This is a genomic window from Micromonospora sp. WMMD723, from assembly GCF_049863385.1.
In the GTDB taxonomy this organism is placed as follows: domain Bacteria; phylum Actinomycetota; class Actinomycetes; order Mycobacteriales; family Micromonosporaceae; genus Micromonospora; species Micromonospora wenchangensis.
Genome location: NZ_JBMKNR010000001.1, coordinates 5,233,284 through 5,247,268, shown reverse-complemented (window position 1 = coordinate 5,247,268; position 13,985 = coordinate 5,233,284). Strand labels below are relative to the sequence as shown.

At 74.1% G+C, this 13,985-nt stretch carries 16 protein-coding genes and 1 pseudogene; 5 read left to right on the top strand and 12 right to left on the bottom strand.

The window, feature by feature from the left end; genetic code table 11:
* Positions 1-7 precede the first annotated feature (7 nt).
* A complete protein-coding gene (locus ACN261_RS22730; protein ID WP_425852035.1) occupies positions 8-1,093 on the top strand; it encodes a hypothetical protein in 1,086 nt (361 codons plus the stop codon).
* Between the two features lie 203 nt (positions 1,094-1,296).
* Entirely contained in the window at positions 1,297-2,328 is a 1,032-nt protein-coding gene (locus ACN261_RS22725; protein ID WP_425852033.1) for a LacI family DNA-binding transcriptional regulator, read from the top strand.
* A 5-nt stretch (positions 2,329-2,333) separates the two neighbouring features.
* Here ACN261_RS22725 and ACN261_RS22720 read toward each other — a convergent pair whose 3' ends face one another.
* The 5 genes from ACN261_RS22720 to ACN261_RS22700 form a co-directional block, all read right to left on the bottom strand.
* Positions 2,334-2,624 (bottom strand): DUF6510 family protein, encoded by a 291-nt coding sequence (locus ACN261_RS22720; protein ID WP_425852031.1) that lies wholly within the window; start codon positions 2,622-2,624, stop codon positions 2,334-2,336.
* 16 nt (positions 2,625-2,640) lie between these two features.
* Positions 2,641-3,396, bottom strand: coding sequence for a ferredoxin reductase (locus ACN261_RS22715; RefSeq protein ID WP_421481678.1), 756 nt, complete (start codon positions 3,394-3,396; stop codon positions 2,641-2,643).
* 1 nt (position 3,397) lies between these two features.
* Positions 3,398-3,988, bottom strand: coding sequence for a sulfite oxidase-like oxidoreductase (locus tag ACN261_RS22710; RefSeq protein WP_425853637.1), 591 nt, complete (start codon positions 3,986-3,988; stop codon positions 3,398-3,400).
* A gap of 111 nt (positions 3,989-4,099) precedes the next feature.
* A complete protein-coding gene (locus ACN261_RS22705) occupies positions 4,100-5,119 on the bottom strand; it encodes a TerC/Alx family metal homeostasis membrane protein (protein ID WP_421481676.1) in 1,020 nt (339 codons plus the stop codon).
* A gap of 250 nt (positions 5,120-5,369) precedes the next feature.
* Positions 5,370-5,783, bottom strand: a complete 414-nt coding sequence (locus ACN261_RS22700; protein WP_425852028.1) for a DUF2267 domain-containing protein — start codon at positions 5,781-5,783, stop codon at positions 5,370-5,372.
* 160 nt (positions 5,784-5,943) lie between these two features.
* On the opposite strand from ACN261_RS22700, the gene ACN261_RS22695 reads away from it, so the two are divergent.
* Positions 5,944-6,216 carry a DUF2795 domain-containing protein gene (locus ACN261_RS22695; protein ID WP_421481674.1) on the top strand — a complete coding sequence of 91 codons (273 nt, stop codon included), beginning with the start codon at positions 5,944-5,946 and terminating at the stop codon, positions 6,214-6,216.
* A 185-nt stretch (positions 6,217-6,401) separates the two neighbouring features.
* Here ACN261_RS22695 and ACN261_RS22690 read toward each other — a convergent pair whose 3' ends face one another.
* The 3 genes from ACN261_RS22690 to ACN261_RS22680 form a co-directional block, all read right to left on the bottom strand.
* Complete coding sequence (locus ACN261_RS22690; RefSeq protein WP_421481673.1) at positions 6,402-7,376, bottom strand: pirin family protein; 975 nt, start codon at positions 7,374-7,376, stop codon at positions 6,402-6,404.
* A gap of 49 nt (positions 7,377-7,425) precedes the next feature.
* Complete coding sequence (locus ACN261_RS22685; RefSeq protein WP_421481672.1) at positions 7,426-8,340, bottom strand: hypothetical protein; 915 nt, start codon at positions 8,338-8,340, stop codon at positions 7,426-7,428.
* 193 nt (positions 8,341-8,533) lie between these two features.
* Positions 8,534-9,358 (bottom strand): DedA family protein, encoded by an 825-nt coding sequence (locus ACN261_RS22680; RefSeq protein ID WP_425852025.1) that lies wholly within the window; start codon positions 9,356-9,358, stop codon positions 8,534-8,536.
* Positions 9,359-9,428: 70 nt separating this feature from the next.
* Between ACN261_RS22680 and ACN261_RS22675 the strand changes: the two genes are divergently transcribed.
* Entirely contained in the window at positions 9,429-10,247 is an 819-nt protein-coding gene (locus ACN261_RS22675) for an MOSC domain-containing protein (RefSeq protein WP_421481670.1), read from the top strand.
* A 46-nt stretch (positions 10,248-10,293) separates the two neighbouring features.
* Here the strand turns inward: ACN261_RS22675 and ACN261_RS22670 are convergent, their stop codons facing one another.
* The 3 genes and pseudogenes from ACN261_RS22670 to ACN261_RS22660 form a co-directional block, all read right to left on the bottom strand.
* Positions 10,294-11,148, bottom strand: a complete 855-nt coding sequence (locus ACN261_RS22670) for an SAM-dependent methyltransferase (RefSeq protein WP_421481669.1) — start codon at positions 11,146-11,148, stop codon at positions 10,294-10,296.
* A gap of 97 nt (positions 11,149-11,245) precedes the next feature.
* Positions 11,246-12,125, bottom strand: a pseudogene (locus ACN261_RS22665) (helix-turn-helix domain-containing protein).
* Between the two features lie 148 nt (positions 12,126-12,273).
* Entirely contained in the window at positions 12,274-12,513 is a 240-nt protein-coding gene (locus ACN261_RS22660; RefSeq protein WP_088645293.1) for a DUF397 domain-containing protein, read from the bottom strand.
* 267 nt (positions 12,514-12,780) lie between these two features.
* Here ACN261_RS22660 and ACN261_RS22655 point away from each other — a divergent pair, with 267 nt between their 5' ends.
* The gene (locus ACN261_RS22655) at positions 12,781-13,431 is read left to right on the top strand and encodes a GGDEF domain-containing protein (RefSeq protein WP_204924602.1); all 651 of its coding nucleotides are present in this window, start codon (positions 12,781-12,783) and stop codon (positions 13,429-13,431) included.
* A gap of 51 nt (positions 13,432-13,482) precedes the next feature.
* Here the strand turns inward: ACN261_RS22655 and ACN261_RS22650 are convergent, their stop codons facing one another.
* The gene (locus tag ACN261_RS22650; RefSeq protein WP_421481668.1) at positions 13,483-13,968 is read right to left on the bottom strand and encodes a type II toxin-antitoxin system PemK/MazF family toxin; all 486 of its coding nucleotides are present in this window, start codon (positions 13,966-13,968) and stop codon (positions 13,483-13,485) included.
* Positions 13,969-13,985: the final 17 nt, after the last annotated feature.

Below are 13,985 nucleotides of genomic sequence, written 5' to 3'. Positions count from 1 at the left end.
GGGACAGATGAGAGTTCGCCGTGTCGTCGCCGTCGCGCTGGCCGCCCTGCTGGCGGCCGTGGGGCTCGCGCCGACCGCACCCGCCGCGGCGGCCACCGCGGACCGTTGGGGCTTCGCCTACGTCGACAACCCCAGCGTCACCAGCTGGACCGTGCTGGACACCACCCGGCAGTGGGGGACCTGGAAGACCGCCTTCCCGGCCGCCTGGGCCACCGGCGTCAAAGTGGCCCCGGGCCGGTTCCAGGTGCGCTTCCCGCAGATCGGGGCCGGTGCGCGCGGGGTGCCGCACGTGACCCCGGTCGACCGGGCCGGGCACTACTGCACCGTGGTGCGCTGGTTCCAGTCGGGCACCGACGAGATCGTCGACGTGCAGTGCTTCGCCCCCGGCGGCACCCGCGACGACAGCCGGTTCACCGTGCTGTGGACCGCCAGCTCCGGGGTGCCGCCGGCCGGCACCGCACACGCCTACGTCCAGGGCGGGGTCAGCGGTCTGGTCCAGTCGTACGTGTCCACCGGGGCCCCCGCCGCGCTGGCCCCGCTGGGGGTCGGGCAGTGGTCGGTGAAGCTGCCCGGGGTCGGGCTGGCCGGGGTGCTGGCCGGCAACGTGCAGGCCACCGCGATCCAGCCGAACGCCGGTCAGCGCCGGTGCACCGTCGCCCGCTGGGGCGCCTCCGGCACCGACGTGCTGGTCTACGTGTTCTGCTTCGACCAGGCCGGTGCGCCGGTGAACACCGACTTCACCCTCTCCTACCACCGGGGACGCTCGGTGGTCGGGTCGCTGGCCCCGCCGAAGTTCTTCGGTCACCTGGCCAGCGCGGCGGGCGGTCCCACCAACGACAACTCCCAGCTCGGGGTGGGCGTCAACACCATCGCGCCGCTCGCGCCGGTCGGCCGCTACCTGGTCACCTTCAAGCAGCTCGGGCAGAAGGAGACGCACGCCCAGGTCACCGCGCAGGGCACCGGGCCGAACTACTGCAACCTGACCCAGCCGTGGTCGTACGCGGTGGACGCCCCGGTGGACGTGATCTGCTTCGACAACACCGGCACTCCCGCGCCGAACCAGGTGCTGGTCGCCTTCACCTCCCGGATCTGAGCCGGGCGGCACCGCCCGCCGGGCCGACCGGCGGGCGGTGCCTGGTGGGTGATCCGGACCGCCGTCCGGCGACCCGTCGGCACCGCCGGGCGACCATCCCGTGCGCGGGACCCTTCGTGATCTCCAGCGGTGGATACGGTCGGCTAGCGTTGTCGGACCGTCGTGCCCGACGGCCGAGACACGAGCGACACGAAGGTGAACCGATGGGTCCGAAGGCAAGCATCCGGGACGTCGCCGCCGCCGCGGGTGTCTCGGTGACCACCGTGTCCCACGTGTTGAACAACAAGTCCGGCACCCGGGTCAGCGCCCAGACCCGGGAACGGGTCGAGACGGTGGCCCGTCAGCTCGGCTACGCGGCGAACGGGCTGGCCCGCGGGCTGCGGCTGCAACGGTCGTACGCCCTGGGGTTGCTCGGTGACGTCGTCGCCGCCACCGGCCAGGCCGGGCGGCTCGTCCTGGGCGCGCAGGAGACCGCGTCGGCGCGCGGATGGGTGCTCCTGCTCACCACCGGCCGTGACCCCGAGGCGGAACGGCGGGAGATCCGGGCCCTGGCGCGGCACCGGGTCGACGGCGTGCTCTACGCGACCACCGACCACCGGGTGGTGCACGTCCCCGACGAGCTGCGCCCGATGCCGGTGGTGCTGCTCAACGCCCGCAGTGCCGACGCCACGCTCCCCTCCGTGGTGCCGGACGAGCGTGGCGGTGCCGCCACAGCGGTACGGGAGCTGCTCGCCCACGGGCACCGGCGGATCGGTTTCGTCACCACCGCCGACGACGTCCCCGCCGCCCGGGGTCGGCTGCTCGGCTACCGGGAGGCGCTGTGGGCGGCCGGGGTGCCGTACCGGCCGGAGCTGGTGCGTGCCGACGCCGGCGATCCCGCCGGTGGGCACCGCGCGGCGCGCGCCCTGCTCGGCTCGGCCGACCGGCCGACGGCGCTGTTCTGTTTCACCGACGCGATGGCGATGGGCGTCTACCGGGCGGCGACCGAACTCGGCCTGCGGGTCCCGCAGGACCTCTCGGTGGTCGGCTGCGCCAACCAGGAGGTCATCGCCGACGGGCTGTTCCCCGCCCTGACCAGCGTGGCGTTGCCGCACCACGGGATGGGCACGTGGGCGGTCGAGACCATGGTGGAGCTGCTCGACCGGCCCAAGGGCGCCCGCCGTCGGGTGGCCCGTCACGTCGCCCTGCCGTGCCCGCTGGTGCGCCGGGCGTCGGTCGCCGCCGCACCGCACTGATCAGATCAGCGCAGGGACGGCGGCCCGGCCGGCGGCATCGGCACCTGGAGGTAGGTGGCGCCGCGCAGGTCCAGCCACGCCCGGTCGGGGGCCCGGACCAGCCGGAGCATCACCTCGGCGCAGGCCGGGCAGCAACCCACCAGCCCGGGGGCGTGGGCGTAGACGCGCAGGCCGGCCATCGGGCCGACCATGCCGCAGGACGCGCACCGCCCGGTCGCCGCGCTCAGGTCCACGGCCAGCAGCTCGCGCAGCGGCCCGTCGAGCATGTTGCCGTCCAGGTAGGACATCTCGGTCATCGGTTCTCCTCGCCGGTCAGCCGGTGGGCCCGAACCGTTCGGTGCGGACCCGCCGGGTCGGGTGGCCCAGCCCCACCAGCAGGTCCGCGACGGTCTCCACGAAGCCGGTCGGGCCGCAGACGTAACAGAGCGGTTCGAGGTCGGCCGGCCAGCCGTGGGTGTTCACGTCGGCCAGGCCGATCCGGTGCGGCTCGCCCCGCCAGCCGTCGGGGGCCTCGCGGGTGTAGACGTGGGTGACGTCCAGGCCGAGGTCGTCGCGGGCGCGGGTGCGCAGCTCGTCGGCGTAGATCACGTCCGCCGGGGTGCGGACCGAGTAGATCAGCCGGAACGGCGCGCGGTTGCCGGCGGCCCGGCGGGCCCGCACCATCGCCATCAGCGGCACCACCCCGGAGCCGCCGGCGACCAGCAGCACCGGCGCGGTCTGCTCGGGTCGCCAGACGAACCAGCCGCCGACCGGGCCGCGCACCTCCACCGGGTCGCCCTCGGCCCAGGTGTCGGTGAGGTACGGCGACACCTCGCCGTCGGGCACCCGCTGTACGGTCAGCGCGATCCGGTCGCCGTCGGCCGGGGCGGCGAGCGAGTACGAGCGGGCCGCCTGGTAGCCGTCGGGGGCGGTGAGCCGGACGTCGACGTGCTGCCCCGGCAGGTGCCCCGGCCAGCCGGGCACCGACAGCACGAGGGTCTGTGCGGTGGGCGTCTCGACACGGCGCTGCGCCAGGCGGGCCACCCGCCAGTCCAGCGGCCGCGCCAGCCGACCACCGGCCGCGGTCACCTCAGTCGCCCTGGTAGCGCTGCTCGCGCCACGGGTCACCGTAGTCGTGGTAGCCGGCGGTCTCCCAGAAACCGGGTTCGTCCTCGACGGTCAGCCGCAGCCCGCGTACCCACTTGGCGGACTTCCAGAAATAGAGGTGCGGCACCAGCAGCCGGGCCGGGCCGCCGTGCTCGGCGGGCAGCGGTTCGCCGTCGTATCCGTGCACCACCCAGGCCTGCCCGTCGCGCAGGTCGTCCAGCGGCAGGTTGGTGGTGTAGCCGCCGTACGAGTGGGCCTGGGCGTAGTCGGCAGCGGTGTCCACGCCGTCGAGCAGCACGTCCAGCGAGACGCCCTGCCAGCTGGTGCCGAACTTCGACCACCGGGTGACGCAGTGGATGTCGACCGTAGGGGTTTCCTGGGGCAGGTCCATCAGCTCCGCCCAGGACCAGCGGACCTCGTCGCCGGTCTCGGTGCTGAGCACGAACTCCCACCGGTCCAGCGGGACCCGGGGGGTCGGCCCGGCGGACAGCACCGGGAAGTCCTCGGTCAGGTACTGCCCCGGCGGCAGGGCCGGGTCGGTCGTTCGACGGCGGCCCTGGAAGCCCGGTGACACGATTCCCACCCGTCAGTCCTACCACCGCGGCGGGCGTGGGCGGGAGGGTTCCGGCGGACCGGGCCGCGACCGGCGGCGGCCCCGTCGCGGGCCGCCGCCGGTCGCGCACGGTCAGTGCTTGTCGACGACCACCTCGGCGTCGCCGGGTTCCCGGTCGCGGGTCGCCCGCAGGCTGGTGAGGGTGACCACGACCAGGACGCCGATGATGACCCCGAGCGAGGCCAGCGTGGGGATCTCCGGCACGCCCGACCAGATGCCGTGCGCCCAGTGCAGGCCGAGCTTGACGCCGATGAAGGCCAGGATGATCGCCAGGCCGTAGCTGAGGTGCACCAGGCGGCTCAGCGCGGCGTGCAGCACGAAGTAGAGCGCCCGCAGCCCGAGCAGGGCGAAGGCGTTGGTGGCGAAGACGAGGTAGGGGTCCTCGGTGATGCCGTAGACGGCGGGCACCGAGTCGACCGCGAAGACGATGTCGGTGGCGAGCACCGCGACCACCACCAGGGCGAACGGGGTGAGTGCCCGTCGGCCGTGCTGCCGGATCGTCATCCGGGTGCCGTGGTACTCCTCGACCACCGGCATGAACCGGCGCAGCAGCCGCACCGACCGCATCTTGTTGATGTCCACCTCCTGCTCGTGCCCGGAGAGGGCGTCGCGCAGCAGCTTGACGGCGGTGGCGATGAGGATGACGGCGAAGATCAGGAAAGCGAAGTCGAGGGTCTGCAACGCCGCCGCGCCGAGGGCGATGAAGACCGCCCGCAGCACCAGCGCGCCGGCGATGCCGTAGAGCAGCACCCGCTGGGCGAGCACGGCGGGCACCGCGAAGGCGGCCAGCAGCAGCATGAACACGAAGAGGTTGTCGACCGACAGCGACTTCTCGACCAGGTAGCCGGTCAGGTACTCGACGCCCTGCTGGGAGCCGAAGCGGTACCAGACCCAGCCGCCGAAGGCCAACGGCAGCGCGATGTAGAACGCCGACCAGCCCAGCGCCTCCCGGATCGACACCTCGTGCGGGCGTCGGGTGACCAGGAAGTCGAGCACCAGCAGGGCGAGCACGCCGACGATGGTCACCGCCCACAGGGTGGGGGTGCCGACCGACGACAACCCACCGGCAGCAAAGTACGACAGATCGGTCATGGAGCCTCCTCGAACACCGTGCCATGTTCGAGGTCTCCTTCACCCACGTTCGTCGTGGGCAACCACCCGAGGCGAGCCCGGAGCCCGCCGTACTGACCGGAATGGTTCGTGGGAAGTACTCCCCTCGTGCGGACCAGGTTAGGCCAGGTCCGGACGACTCGCCAAGTCAGGGCGACTCTCGTTCCGGGCATGGTTGCCCTGGTCAACGGCTGGGTGCCCCGACCCGCCGTGCCCCGTGCCGGCCGGTGGGTCAGGCCCGGCGCCCGGCGGCCGTGCCGGGGGCGAGCGCGGGCTCCACCAGGTCGCGGTAGTCGCGCGGCAGCCGGGTCACCAGACCGTCGAACTCGCCACCGCTGACCGCCTCGTGGACGGTGCCGAAGACCACCCGCACCACGTCCCGGGCAGCCGGCTCGTCCAGCTCGGCCCGCCGCGCCACCCGGGCGACGAACTCGGCCGCGCCGAACTGCTCGGCCGCCTCCGTTCCGGGGCCGGGCCGCAGCGCCAGCCGCAACGGCGCGGGCAGCTGCGTCGCCAGGTCGAGCACCTCACCGCCGGTCAACCGTTCGGCGAGGGTCGCCAGCGTCGCGTGGACCAGCACCACCGCCCGCTCGGGGTCGGTACGGACCCGCCGGGCCACCTGGTCGACGAAGGTGTCGTAGTTCATGCGGGGCTCCCTTCGACATGAGGCGGCCCGGTTACCCGCCGGGCCGCGCCGGAAACGACGCCACCCGCCCCGCTTTCCCCCGCCGGCTGCGCGTGACCGGCCGCCGGACGGGTAACCGCCGCCGATCGTGACCGGATCGAGGCGGCGAGGAGGCCCACCGATGGCCAGTCGGACCGAAGTCCTGCGGTACCTGTCCAGCCTGGACTACCCGGCGGCGAAGGACGCCGTGGTGCGCCAGGCCGAACGGGAGGGCGCACCGCCGGACGTGCTGCGGGCGTTGCGGGCGCTGCCGCCGGTGGACTACGCCAACGACGCGGAGGTGGCCCGCTCGGCCCGGATCGACCCCGCCCCGGAGATCGACCCCGCCCGGCGGGCACAGCAGGCGAGGGAGAAGCAGCACCAGCGGGTCGCCCAGCACCTGCGGAGCATCTGACCCCGGACAGGCGGGCGCCCCGGGTCACGAACCGCGACCTGGGGCGCACGCGTGCCTGTTCACCGGCGAACCGCCGGGTGGCCACCCGAACCGGGTGGGCATCGCTGCCACGATCAGCATAGGTCACGCCATCACCCGTACGGCTGATTTTGGCGAGACTGTGGGCGAGCACACCACGAGCCGGGTCACCCGTGCAGGTCACCCCGGCGGTCGCGGGCCTTCAACCGGACGGTCGGCAGTTCCGGGGCGGGCAGCGGCGGGGCCGGGTCGTCGGTGACCCGCCCGAACCGGTCCCGGCCGGCCATCCAGTCCGCCCGGGCGGCGGCCACCTCCTCGTGCGAGCGGCCGACGAAGTTCCACCACATGACCAGGGGCTCGTCGAACGGCTCGCCGCCGAGCAGCATCAGCCGGCTGCCCGGCTCGGCGGTCAGCTCCAATCCGTCCCGCCCGGTGCCGAGGTAGAGCAGCGCGCCGGGCTCCAGCGACACACCGTCCACCCGGGCCCGACCGGACATCGCCAGTAGGGCGTACTCGAAGCGGGGTCGCAGTCGCGCCGTCGCCGGGGCGGGGCCGTGCGCCGCCAGTTGCACGCCGAGCAGGGGGGTGTGCACCACCGCCGGGGACGCCTCGCCCGCCAGCTCCCCGACGAGCAGGGTGTGCTCCCAGTCGCCGGAGCGCCAGCGGGGCAGGTCGGCGTGGTGGGCGAAGCCGGCGGCACCGGCGCGCGCCGGGTCGGGCAGCGCCACCCACAGCTGCACACCGTGCATCAGCGGTGGATGGTTGGCCGGGGACCGCTCGGAGTGGGCGATGCCGTGCCCGGAGGTCATCACGTTGAGCTGGCCGGGGCGGATCGGCTGGACGTTGCCGAGGCTGTCCCGGTGCACGATCTCGCCGTCGAGCAGCCAGGTCACCGTCTGCAGGCCGGTGTGCGGGTGAGGGGGCACCTCCATGCCGGGACGCCGCGCCACGTCGTCCGGGCCGAAGTGGTCGACGAAGCACCACGCCCCGACCATCCGGCGGGCCCGCTGCGGCAGCAGCCGGCGCACGGTGGTGTACCGGCCCAGTGGCACGTCGTGGCCGGGCAGCAGCACACTGCCCGGGTCCTCGGCGGCGACGCCGGGTGGTCGGGTCTGCGCCGGCAACGATTCGGTACGGTCCACCACCCGACTCTATGCCGGCCGGCCCGCCACCGGTCCGGCCCCGGACGGTTCAGTCCTCGACGACGGTGACGGTGTTCGCCCCGGCGACCAGGTCGAGGTAGAGCCGGTCGGGTGACCGGTCCCAGTTCGGCGAGCCGACCGTCGCCCCCCGGGCCAACCCGTCGCGCCGGTCGCCGTACCAGACGACGCTGCCCGCGCCGGAGGTGGCGCGGACCCGGACCGGGGGTCCGCCGGGCGCGTGGACGACGAACTGGTTGACCCCGCCGGTCATCCGGACCGTGCGGGTGCCGGTGGTCGGCGGCAGCCGCAGGTCGATCCGGGCCGCGCCGCCGATCAGCTCCACCCCGGACACCCGCGCGCCGGTGAGGTCGAGAACGTGGTCGCTGACCCCGCCGACCAGCCGCAGCCGCCAGGTCAGCCGCGCGTTGAGCGTCACGTCGACGACGCCCCGGCCGGGCCGGTCCCGGCGGGTCACCCGCAGCTGAACCCGGTCGCCTGCGACCTGGGGCCGGGGGGTGAGTCCGGCGTCGGCCGGGCTGCTGATCCGGTACAGGTCGGCGCCGAGGTCGGCGGTGCGCAGTCGGAACGAGGTCACCCCGTCCAGCAGCTCGAAGGTGGCCCGGCGCAGCCCGTCGACAGGCGCGGTCAGGGTCCGCTCGGCGGCCTCGGCGGCACCCGCGCCGCCGGGATCGGCGGTCGCCCGCGCCGGGGGCGCGGCGCGGTCGCCGGAGGAGACGATCCCCAGCCGCTCGGGGTTCGCCATGGTCACCACCACCGCGACCGCACCGAGCGCGACCACCAGCACCGCGGCGGCGGCCAGCAGCCGCGCGCCGCGGGGCCAGGGTGAGCGGTACGCCGGTTCCCCCGCCGCCTCGACCGGTTCCCCGGTCACCTCGATCACCGGCTCGAAGACCGGTCGCCGTTCCTCCGTCGTCGGACGGTGCTCCTGCCCCGGCTCCGCCATCGTGCCTCCCCTGTCCCGGTCCCCGCACAGCAGTACGGTCCGGCCGCCGCAACGGATCATTCCGGCCGGCCCGGGACCGCGCGCCGGCCCCGGGGCACCGTCGGGCGGGGACGGCCGGCCGGTCCCGGGTGTTCGGCGCAGGGCCGTTCGCCAGGTCGGTGTGCCCGGCCCGCCACCCGGCCGCCGCGACGGGTCAGTCGGTGTCGCGTCCCCAGAGTCCGCCCCGGTAGACGGTCCCCCGGTAGGGCGTGCCGTCGGCGACGTCCGGCTGCCGCGCGACGTCACCTGCGGGTGCGGCGTCGGCGGCCGGGCGGGCGTCGGCGGACCAGGCGTCGGTGGCCGGGGCGGCGGCGCGGGCGGCACGCGCCCGGCGGACCCGGCTCAGCACGAACCAGCCGGCGGCGGCGACGCAGACCACGATGACGACCTTCTGGAACGACCCGACGTACTCCTCGACGACGTGCCAGTTGTCGCCGAGCAGGAACCCCGCCATCACGAAGGTGGTGTTCCAGATCAGGCTGCCCAGCGTGGTGTAGAGCAGGAACGTCATGATCGGCATCCGCTCCACCCCCGCCGGGATGGAGATCAGGCTGCGGAAGATGGGGATCATCCGGCCGAAGAACACCGCCTTGACGCCGTGCTTGAGGAACCACGCCTCGGTACGGTCCACGTCGCTCAGCTTCACCAGCGGCAGACGGGCCGCGATCGCCCGCATCCGGTCCCGCCCCAGCGCCGCGCCGATGCCGTAGAGCACCCACGCGCCGACCACGGACCCGAGGGTCGTCCAGAGGATCGCCGAGACCAGGCTGATCCGCCCCTGGGCGGCGGCGAAGCCGGCCAGCGGCAGGATCACCTCGCTGGGGATCGGCGGGAAGAGGTTCTCCAGCGCCACCGCCAGCCCCGCGCCGGGCCCGCCGAGCCGCTCCACCAGACCGGTGACGAACCCCACCGGCCCGTCCGAGGGAGGCTCGGCGGAGACGACCGTACGGGGGCTGAACACCAGGGAGCGTGGGATCATCCGACAAAGTTACGAGCCGGACGACGAATCGACCACGCGCAGCGGCGACAGCCACCGGTACGCTGGGCCGGTGCCCGGACGACTGACCGAACTGTGGCGGTATCCGGTCAAGTCGATGCTGGGCGAGGCGCTGCAGCACGCCACGGTGGACGGTCGGGGCGTGGCCGGGGACCGCCGGCTCGCCGTGCTCGACCACGACACCGGTCGGGTGGGCAGCGCGAAGCGGCCCCGACGGTGGGCGGCCCTGCTCGGCGTCCGCGCCACCGGCGACGCCCCCGACCGGGTACGCCTCACCCTCCCCGACGGCACCGTCCTCGACCATCCCGACGCCGGCCTGGACGCCGCACTGTCCCGGCTGCTCGGCCGGGACGTCACGCTGACCGACGCGGTGCCCGCCGACGCCCTGCTGGACCGGGCCGACCCGGACGCGGTGCTGGCCGACGGGATCGACGCGGACGTGCCGGTGACCGGCAACCCGCTCGGTGGCGTCGCCCCGCCGGGCAGCCTGGTCGACTTCGCGCCGGTGCACCTGGTCACCACGGCCAGCCTGGACGCGCTCGACCTGCCCCGGGACGCGGTGCCGCGCTACCGGCCCAATCTGGTCGTCGCGACCGACGCCCGGGGTTTCGTGGAGAACGACTGGGTGGGTCGGGAACTGCGGATCGGCGCGGAGGTGCTGCTGCGGGTGCTCGCGCCGACCCCCCGCTGTGCGGTGCCCACCCTGGCCCACGGCCCGCTCCCCCGTGCCCCGCAGGCGTTGCGCCGGCCGGCGCGACGCAACCGGGTGGTCCCGCTGCCGGGCCTGGGGCCGCAGCCCTGCGTCGGGGCGTACGCGGTGGTGGTGCGGGGCGGCCGGGTGGCCGTCGGGGACCGGGTCGAGCCGGCCTGAGCGCACGCACGGGTGCCCGGCCGCGCACGGACGGCCGGGCTCCGCCTCAGGGCTTGCGGCCGACCGCGCCGTACACGCTGACCTCGTCGACCGTGGGCCGGGGCTGCGGTTCGGCCTCGGCCCGCCACTGCGCCACCGAGACGACGCCGGGGTCGACGAGGTCGAGGCCGTCGAAGAAGCGGGCGAACTCGTCCCGGCTGCGCAGGTTGATCATCCCCGGTGGGGTGCCGTTGCGGTTGCCCGCCCGGGCCTCCTCGGCCACGGCGGGCGGCAGGTAGTCGTAGGTGGCGTGTGACGCGGCCAGGTAGCTACCCGGCGGCAGCGCCGCGAGCAACCGGCCGACCACCCCGTACGGGTCCTCGGTCTCCGTCACGAAGTGCAGGATGGCCACCAGCATCAGGGCGACCGGCTGGTCCAGGTCGAGGGTGCGGCGCAGTTCCGGGTGGTACAGGATCTTCTCGGGTTCACGCAGGTCGGCGTCGATGTAGGCGGTGGCGCCCTGGGCCGAGCTGGTCAGCAGCGCCCGGGCGTGGGCCAGCACGATCGGGTCGTTGTCGACGTAGACCACCCGGGCCTGCGGGGTGATCGCCTGGGCCACGTCGTGGGTGTTGTCGGCCGTGGGGATGCCGGTGCCGATGTCCAGGAACTGCCGTACGCCGGCCTCGCCGGCCAGGTAGGCGACCGCGCGTCGCAGGAACCGGCGGTTCTCCAGGGCGGCGGTACGCACGGTCGGGAAGGCCGCCGCCATCGCGTCGCCGGAGTCCCGGTCGGCCTGGAAGTTGTCCTTGCCACCCAGCCAGTAGTTGTAGCGGCGGGCCGGGTGGGCGACCGAGGTGTCGATCCGGTCGCTGGGGTGCGGGGCGGCGCCCGTCGGGGCATCGGCGGTCACAGGGTCCTCCATGACTCCGCGCCATCCGGTCGTCGATGGCGTCCGTCCACTGTCTCCGGTCGATCATCGTAGTGGCCGCCCTGGTGGAGCCGACGACCCGGTGCGGCCGTCACTGCGGGTACAGCTCGTCACGCAGTCGGGTGAGCACCTCGGGGGTCTGCTCCGGCGGGGTGGCCTCGACGCAGAGCCGCTCCATCGCGGCGGCGTAGTAGTCCAGGTCCTCCCGCTTGTCGAGAGAGGGCGCTGGTCAACTGCTCGATGTAGACGATGTCGGGCAGGTCGTCGTCGCCGAAGCGCAGGATGGTGAAGGCCCCGCCGGCGGCGGCGTGGCCACCGGCGTCGAACGGGATGATCTGCAGTCGGACGTGCGACGAGCGGGTCGCCTCGATCAGCGCGGTCAACTGCCCGTGCATCACCTGCGGGCCGCCGATCGGCCGGCGCAGGGCGGCCTCGTCGATCACCGCCCACAACTGCGGCGGGTCGGCCCGGTCCAGCACCTGCTGGCGCTGGATGCGCAGCTCCACCCGCCGGTCGACCTCCTCGACGGCGGCGCCCCGGTGTCCGAGCAGGACCACCGACCGGGCGTACTCCGGGGTCTGGAGCAGGCCGGGCACGAACTGCACCTCGTAGCTGCGGATCAGCGCGGCGGCGGCCTCCAGGCCCAGGTAGGACTGGAACCAGCCGGGCAGCACGTCGCCGTAGCGGTGCCACCAGCCGGGGCTGTTGGCGTCGCGGGCCAGCTTGAGCAGCGCCTCGCGTTCCTGCACGTCGGTCACCCCGTAGAGGGTGAGCAGGTCGGCGACGTCGCGCTCCTTGAAGCCGACCCGGCCCAGCTCCATCCGGCTGATCTTCGACTCCGAGGAGCGGATCTCCCAGCCTGCGCCCTCCCGCGTGACACCCTTGGCCTCCCGCAGCCGACGCAACTGCGCGCCGAGCAGCATCCGCAACACCGTGGGGCCGGTGGCCGGTCCCCCCTCGGCGGCAACCATCGTCACGTGCCCCGCCCCTCCACGCATGCCCCTGTACCCGATCACGGTCCCTGGCCCCCGCCCGACCGACGAGTAAGCATGCCATGAACCGACGGTGAGGTGAACATCCTCCGGACGGATACGGTCCCGTGGGCGGGACCGTCGGGCGTCAGCCGATCAGATGGTCGAAGTCGCCGTCGCGGGCACCGAGGACGAAGGCCGTTATCTCGTCCACCGTGTAGATCAGGGCGGGCCCCTCGGGATGGCGCGAGTTGCGCACGGCGATGCCGGCCCCACCGGGCAGTTCGGCCAACTCGACGCAGTTGCCGCTGGGGTTGCTGCGGCGGCTCTTCTCCCACCTCAGCGGGGGCAACTGGGTGGTGGGGACGCCGTTCTCAGGCTGCTGCATGGATGTCTTTCTGTCGGGGTGCGGAACCACTGTCGCGAGAGGACGTTGCGGTGTCGAAGGAGCGGTGCGACATCGAATCCGGCCGTGCTGCACGTGCATCTGCTATTGCATCTGCTTCGGACAGCGAGCATGATAACGCACGTGGCCGGTACTTATCCGTTCACTTTGGGTTACCAGGCTCAGGGCTTCACCTGGGCAAACGACGACCCGGCGGGGCACGACGGCGCCGCCGCACGGGCCGTGCGCCGACACTGCGAGGGAGGACCCGTGCCGGATCCGTTGACCGTCGCGTCCGGCGTTTCCGCGGCCGGAGCCCTGGTCTCGGTGTGGCAGCTACGCCGCCGGGCCCTGCAGGCCGAGGCGGAACTGGAGCAGCTGCAGGCCGAACTGGCCGCGGAACGGCACGCCGCCAGCCACGACCCGCTCACCGGGCTGCCCAACCGACGGGCCTTCTACCGGCTGGCCGCCACGCTGCTCACCGACGCCGGCGGGCAGCCCCTCATCGCGGTGGTCCTCGACCTCAACGACTTCAAGCAGGTCAACGACCGCTACGGGCACGCGGCCGGCGACCAGGTGCTGATCAGCGTCGCCCAGCGGCTGGCCGCCTTCGCCGGCGACAACCTGGTCGCCCGGCTCGGCGGCGACGAGTTCGCCGGCCTGCTGGCCAGCCCCTCGGTCGACCGACGCTGGATCGACCACGCCACCCGGCGGCTCTGCGAGGCGATGGCCGCCCCCATCCCGCTGGGCGCGTGCAGCGTCCGGGTCACCGCCTCGGTCGGGCTCGCCCCGGTCACCGGCCCCACCCAGCTCGCCGATGCGCTCTGCCGGGCCGACGCCGCGATGTACCGGGCGAAGGGCGTCACCAGCCGGCAGTCACCCCGGCAACTGCTCGACGCCGCCCGCCTCGCCGAGTGCTGAGCCGCCGCCCCGGCCGGGGCGACCCCACGCGGCGACGACGGTGGCGGTGGGTCAGCGCCAGCCGTACCCGGAACGCAGCGCCTGCCCGACCCGGTCGAAGCGCCCCCGGTCCAGCACCGCGCCCTCCCGGCGGATGCCGTCCTCACGCATGGTGAGCACCCGGTCCAGCCGTACCCAGCTCGGGCGGGCCTCGCGGTCCCACTCACCCGGGCCCAGCGCCAGCCAGTGCCGCTGGCCGTCCCGCTCGCTCTGGCTGGACAGCATCAACCCGAACAGGGTGCGGCTGGCCCGGCCGACCACCAGCACCGGACGGTCCTTGCCCTGCTTCGGGTCGTCCTCGTAGGGCACCCAGGTCCAGACGATCTCGCCCGGGTCGGCCTGACCGTCCGGCTCCGGGGCGTACGACAGCTCCCGCCGTTGCAGGGCGCTGACCTGACGCCGCCGGGCCACCTGCGCCGGGATCGGACCGGGGGTGGCGCGCTGCGCGCCGGTCACCCGGCCGAGCCGGGACGCCACGTTCCTCAACAGACCTGCCACGGCGGGCAGCCTACCGC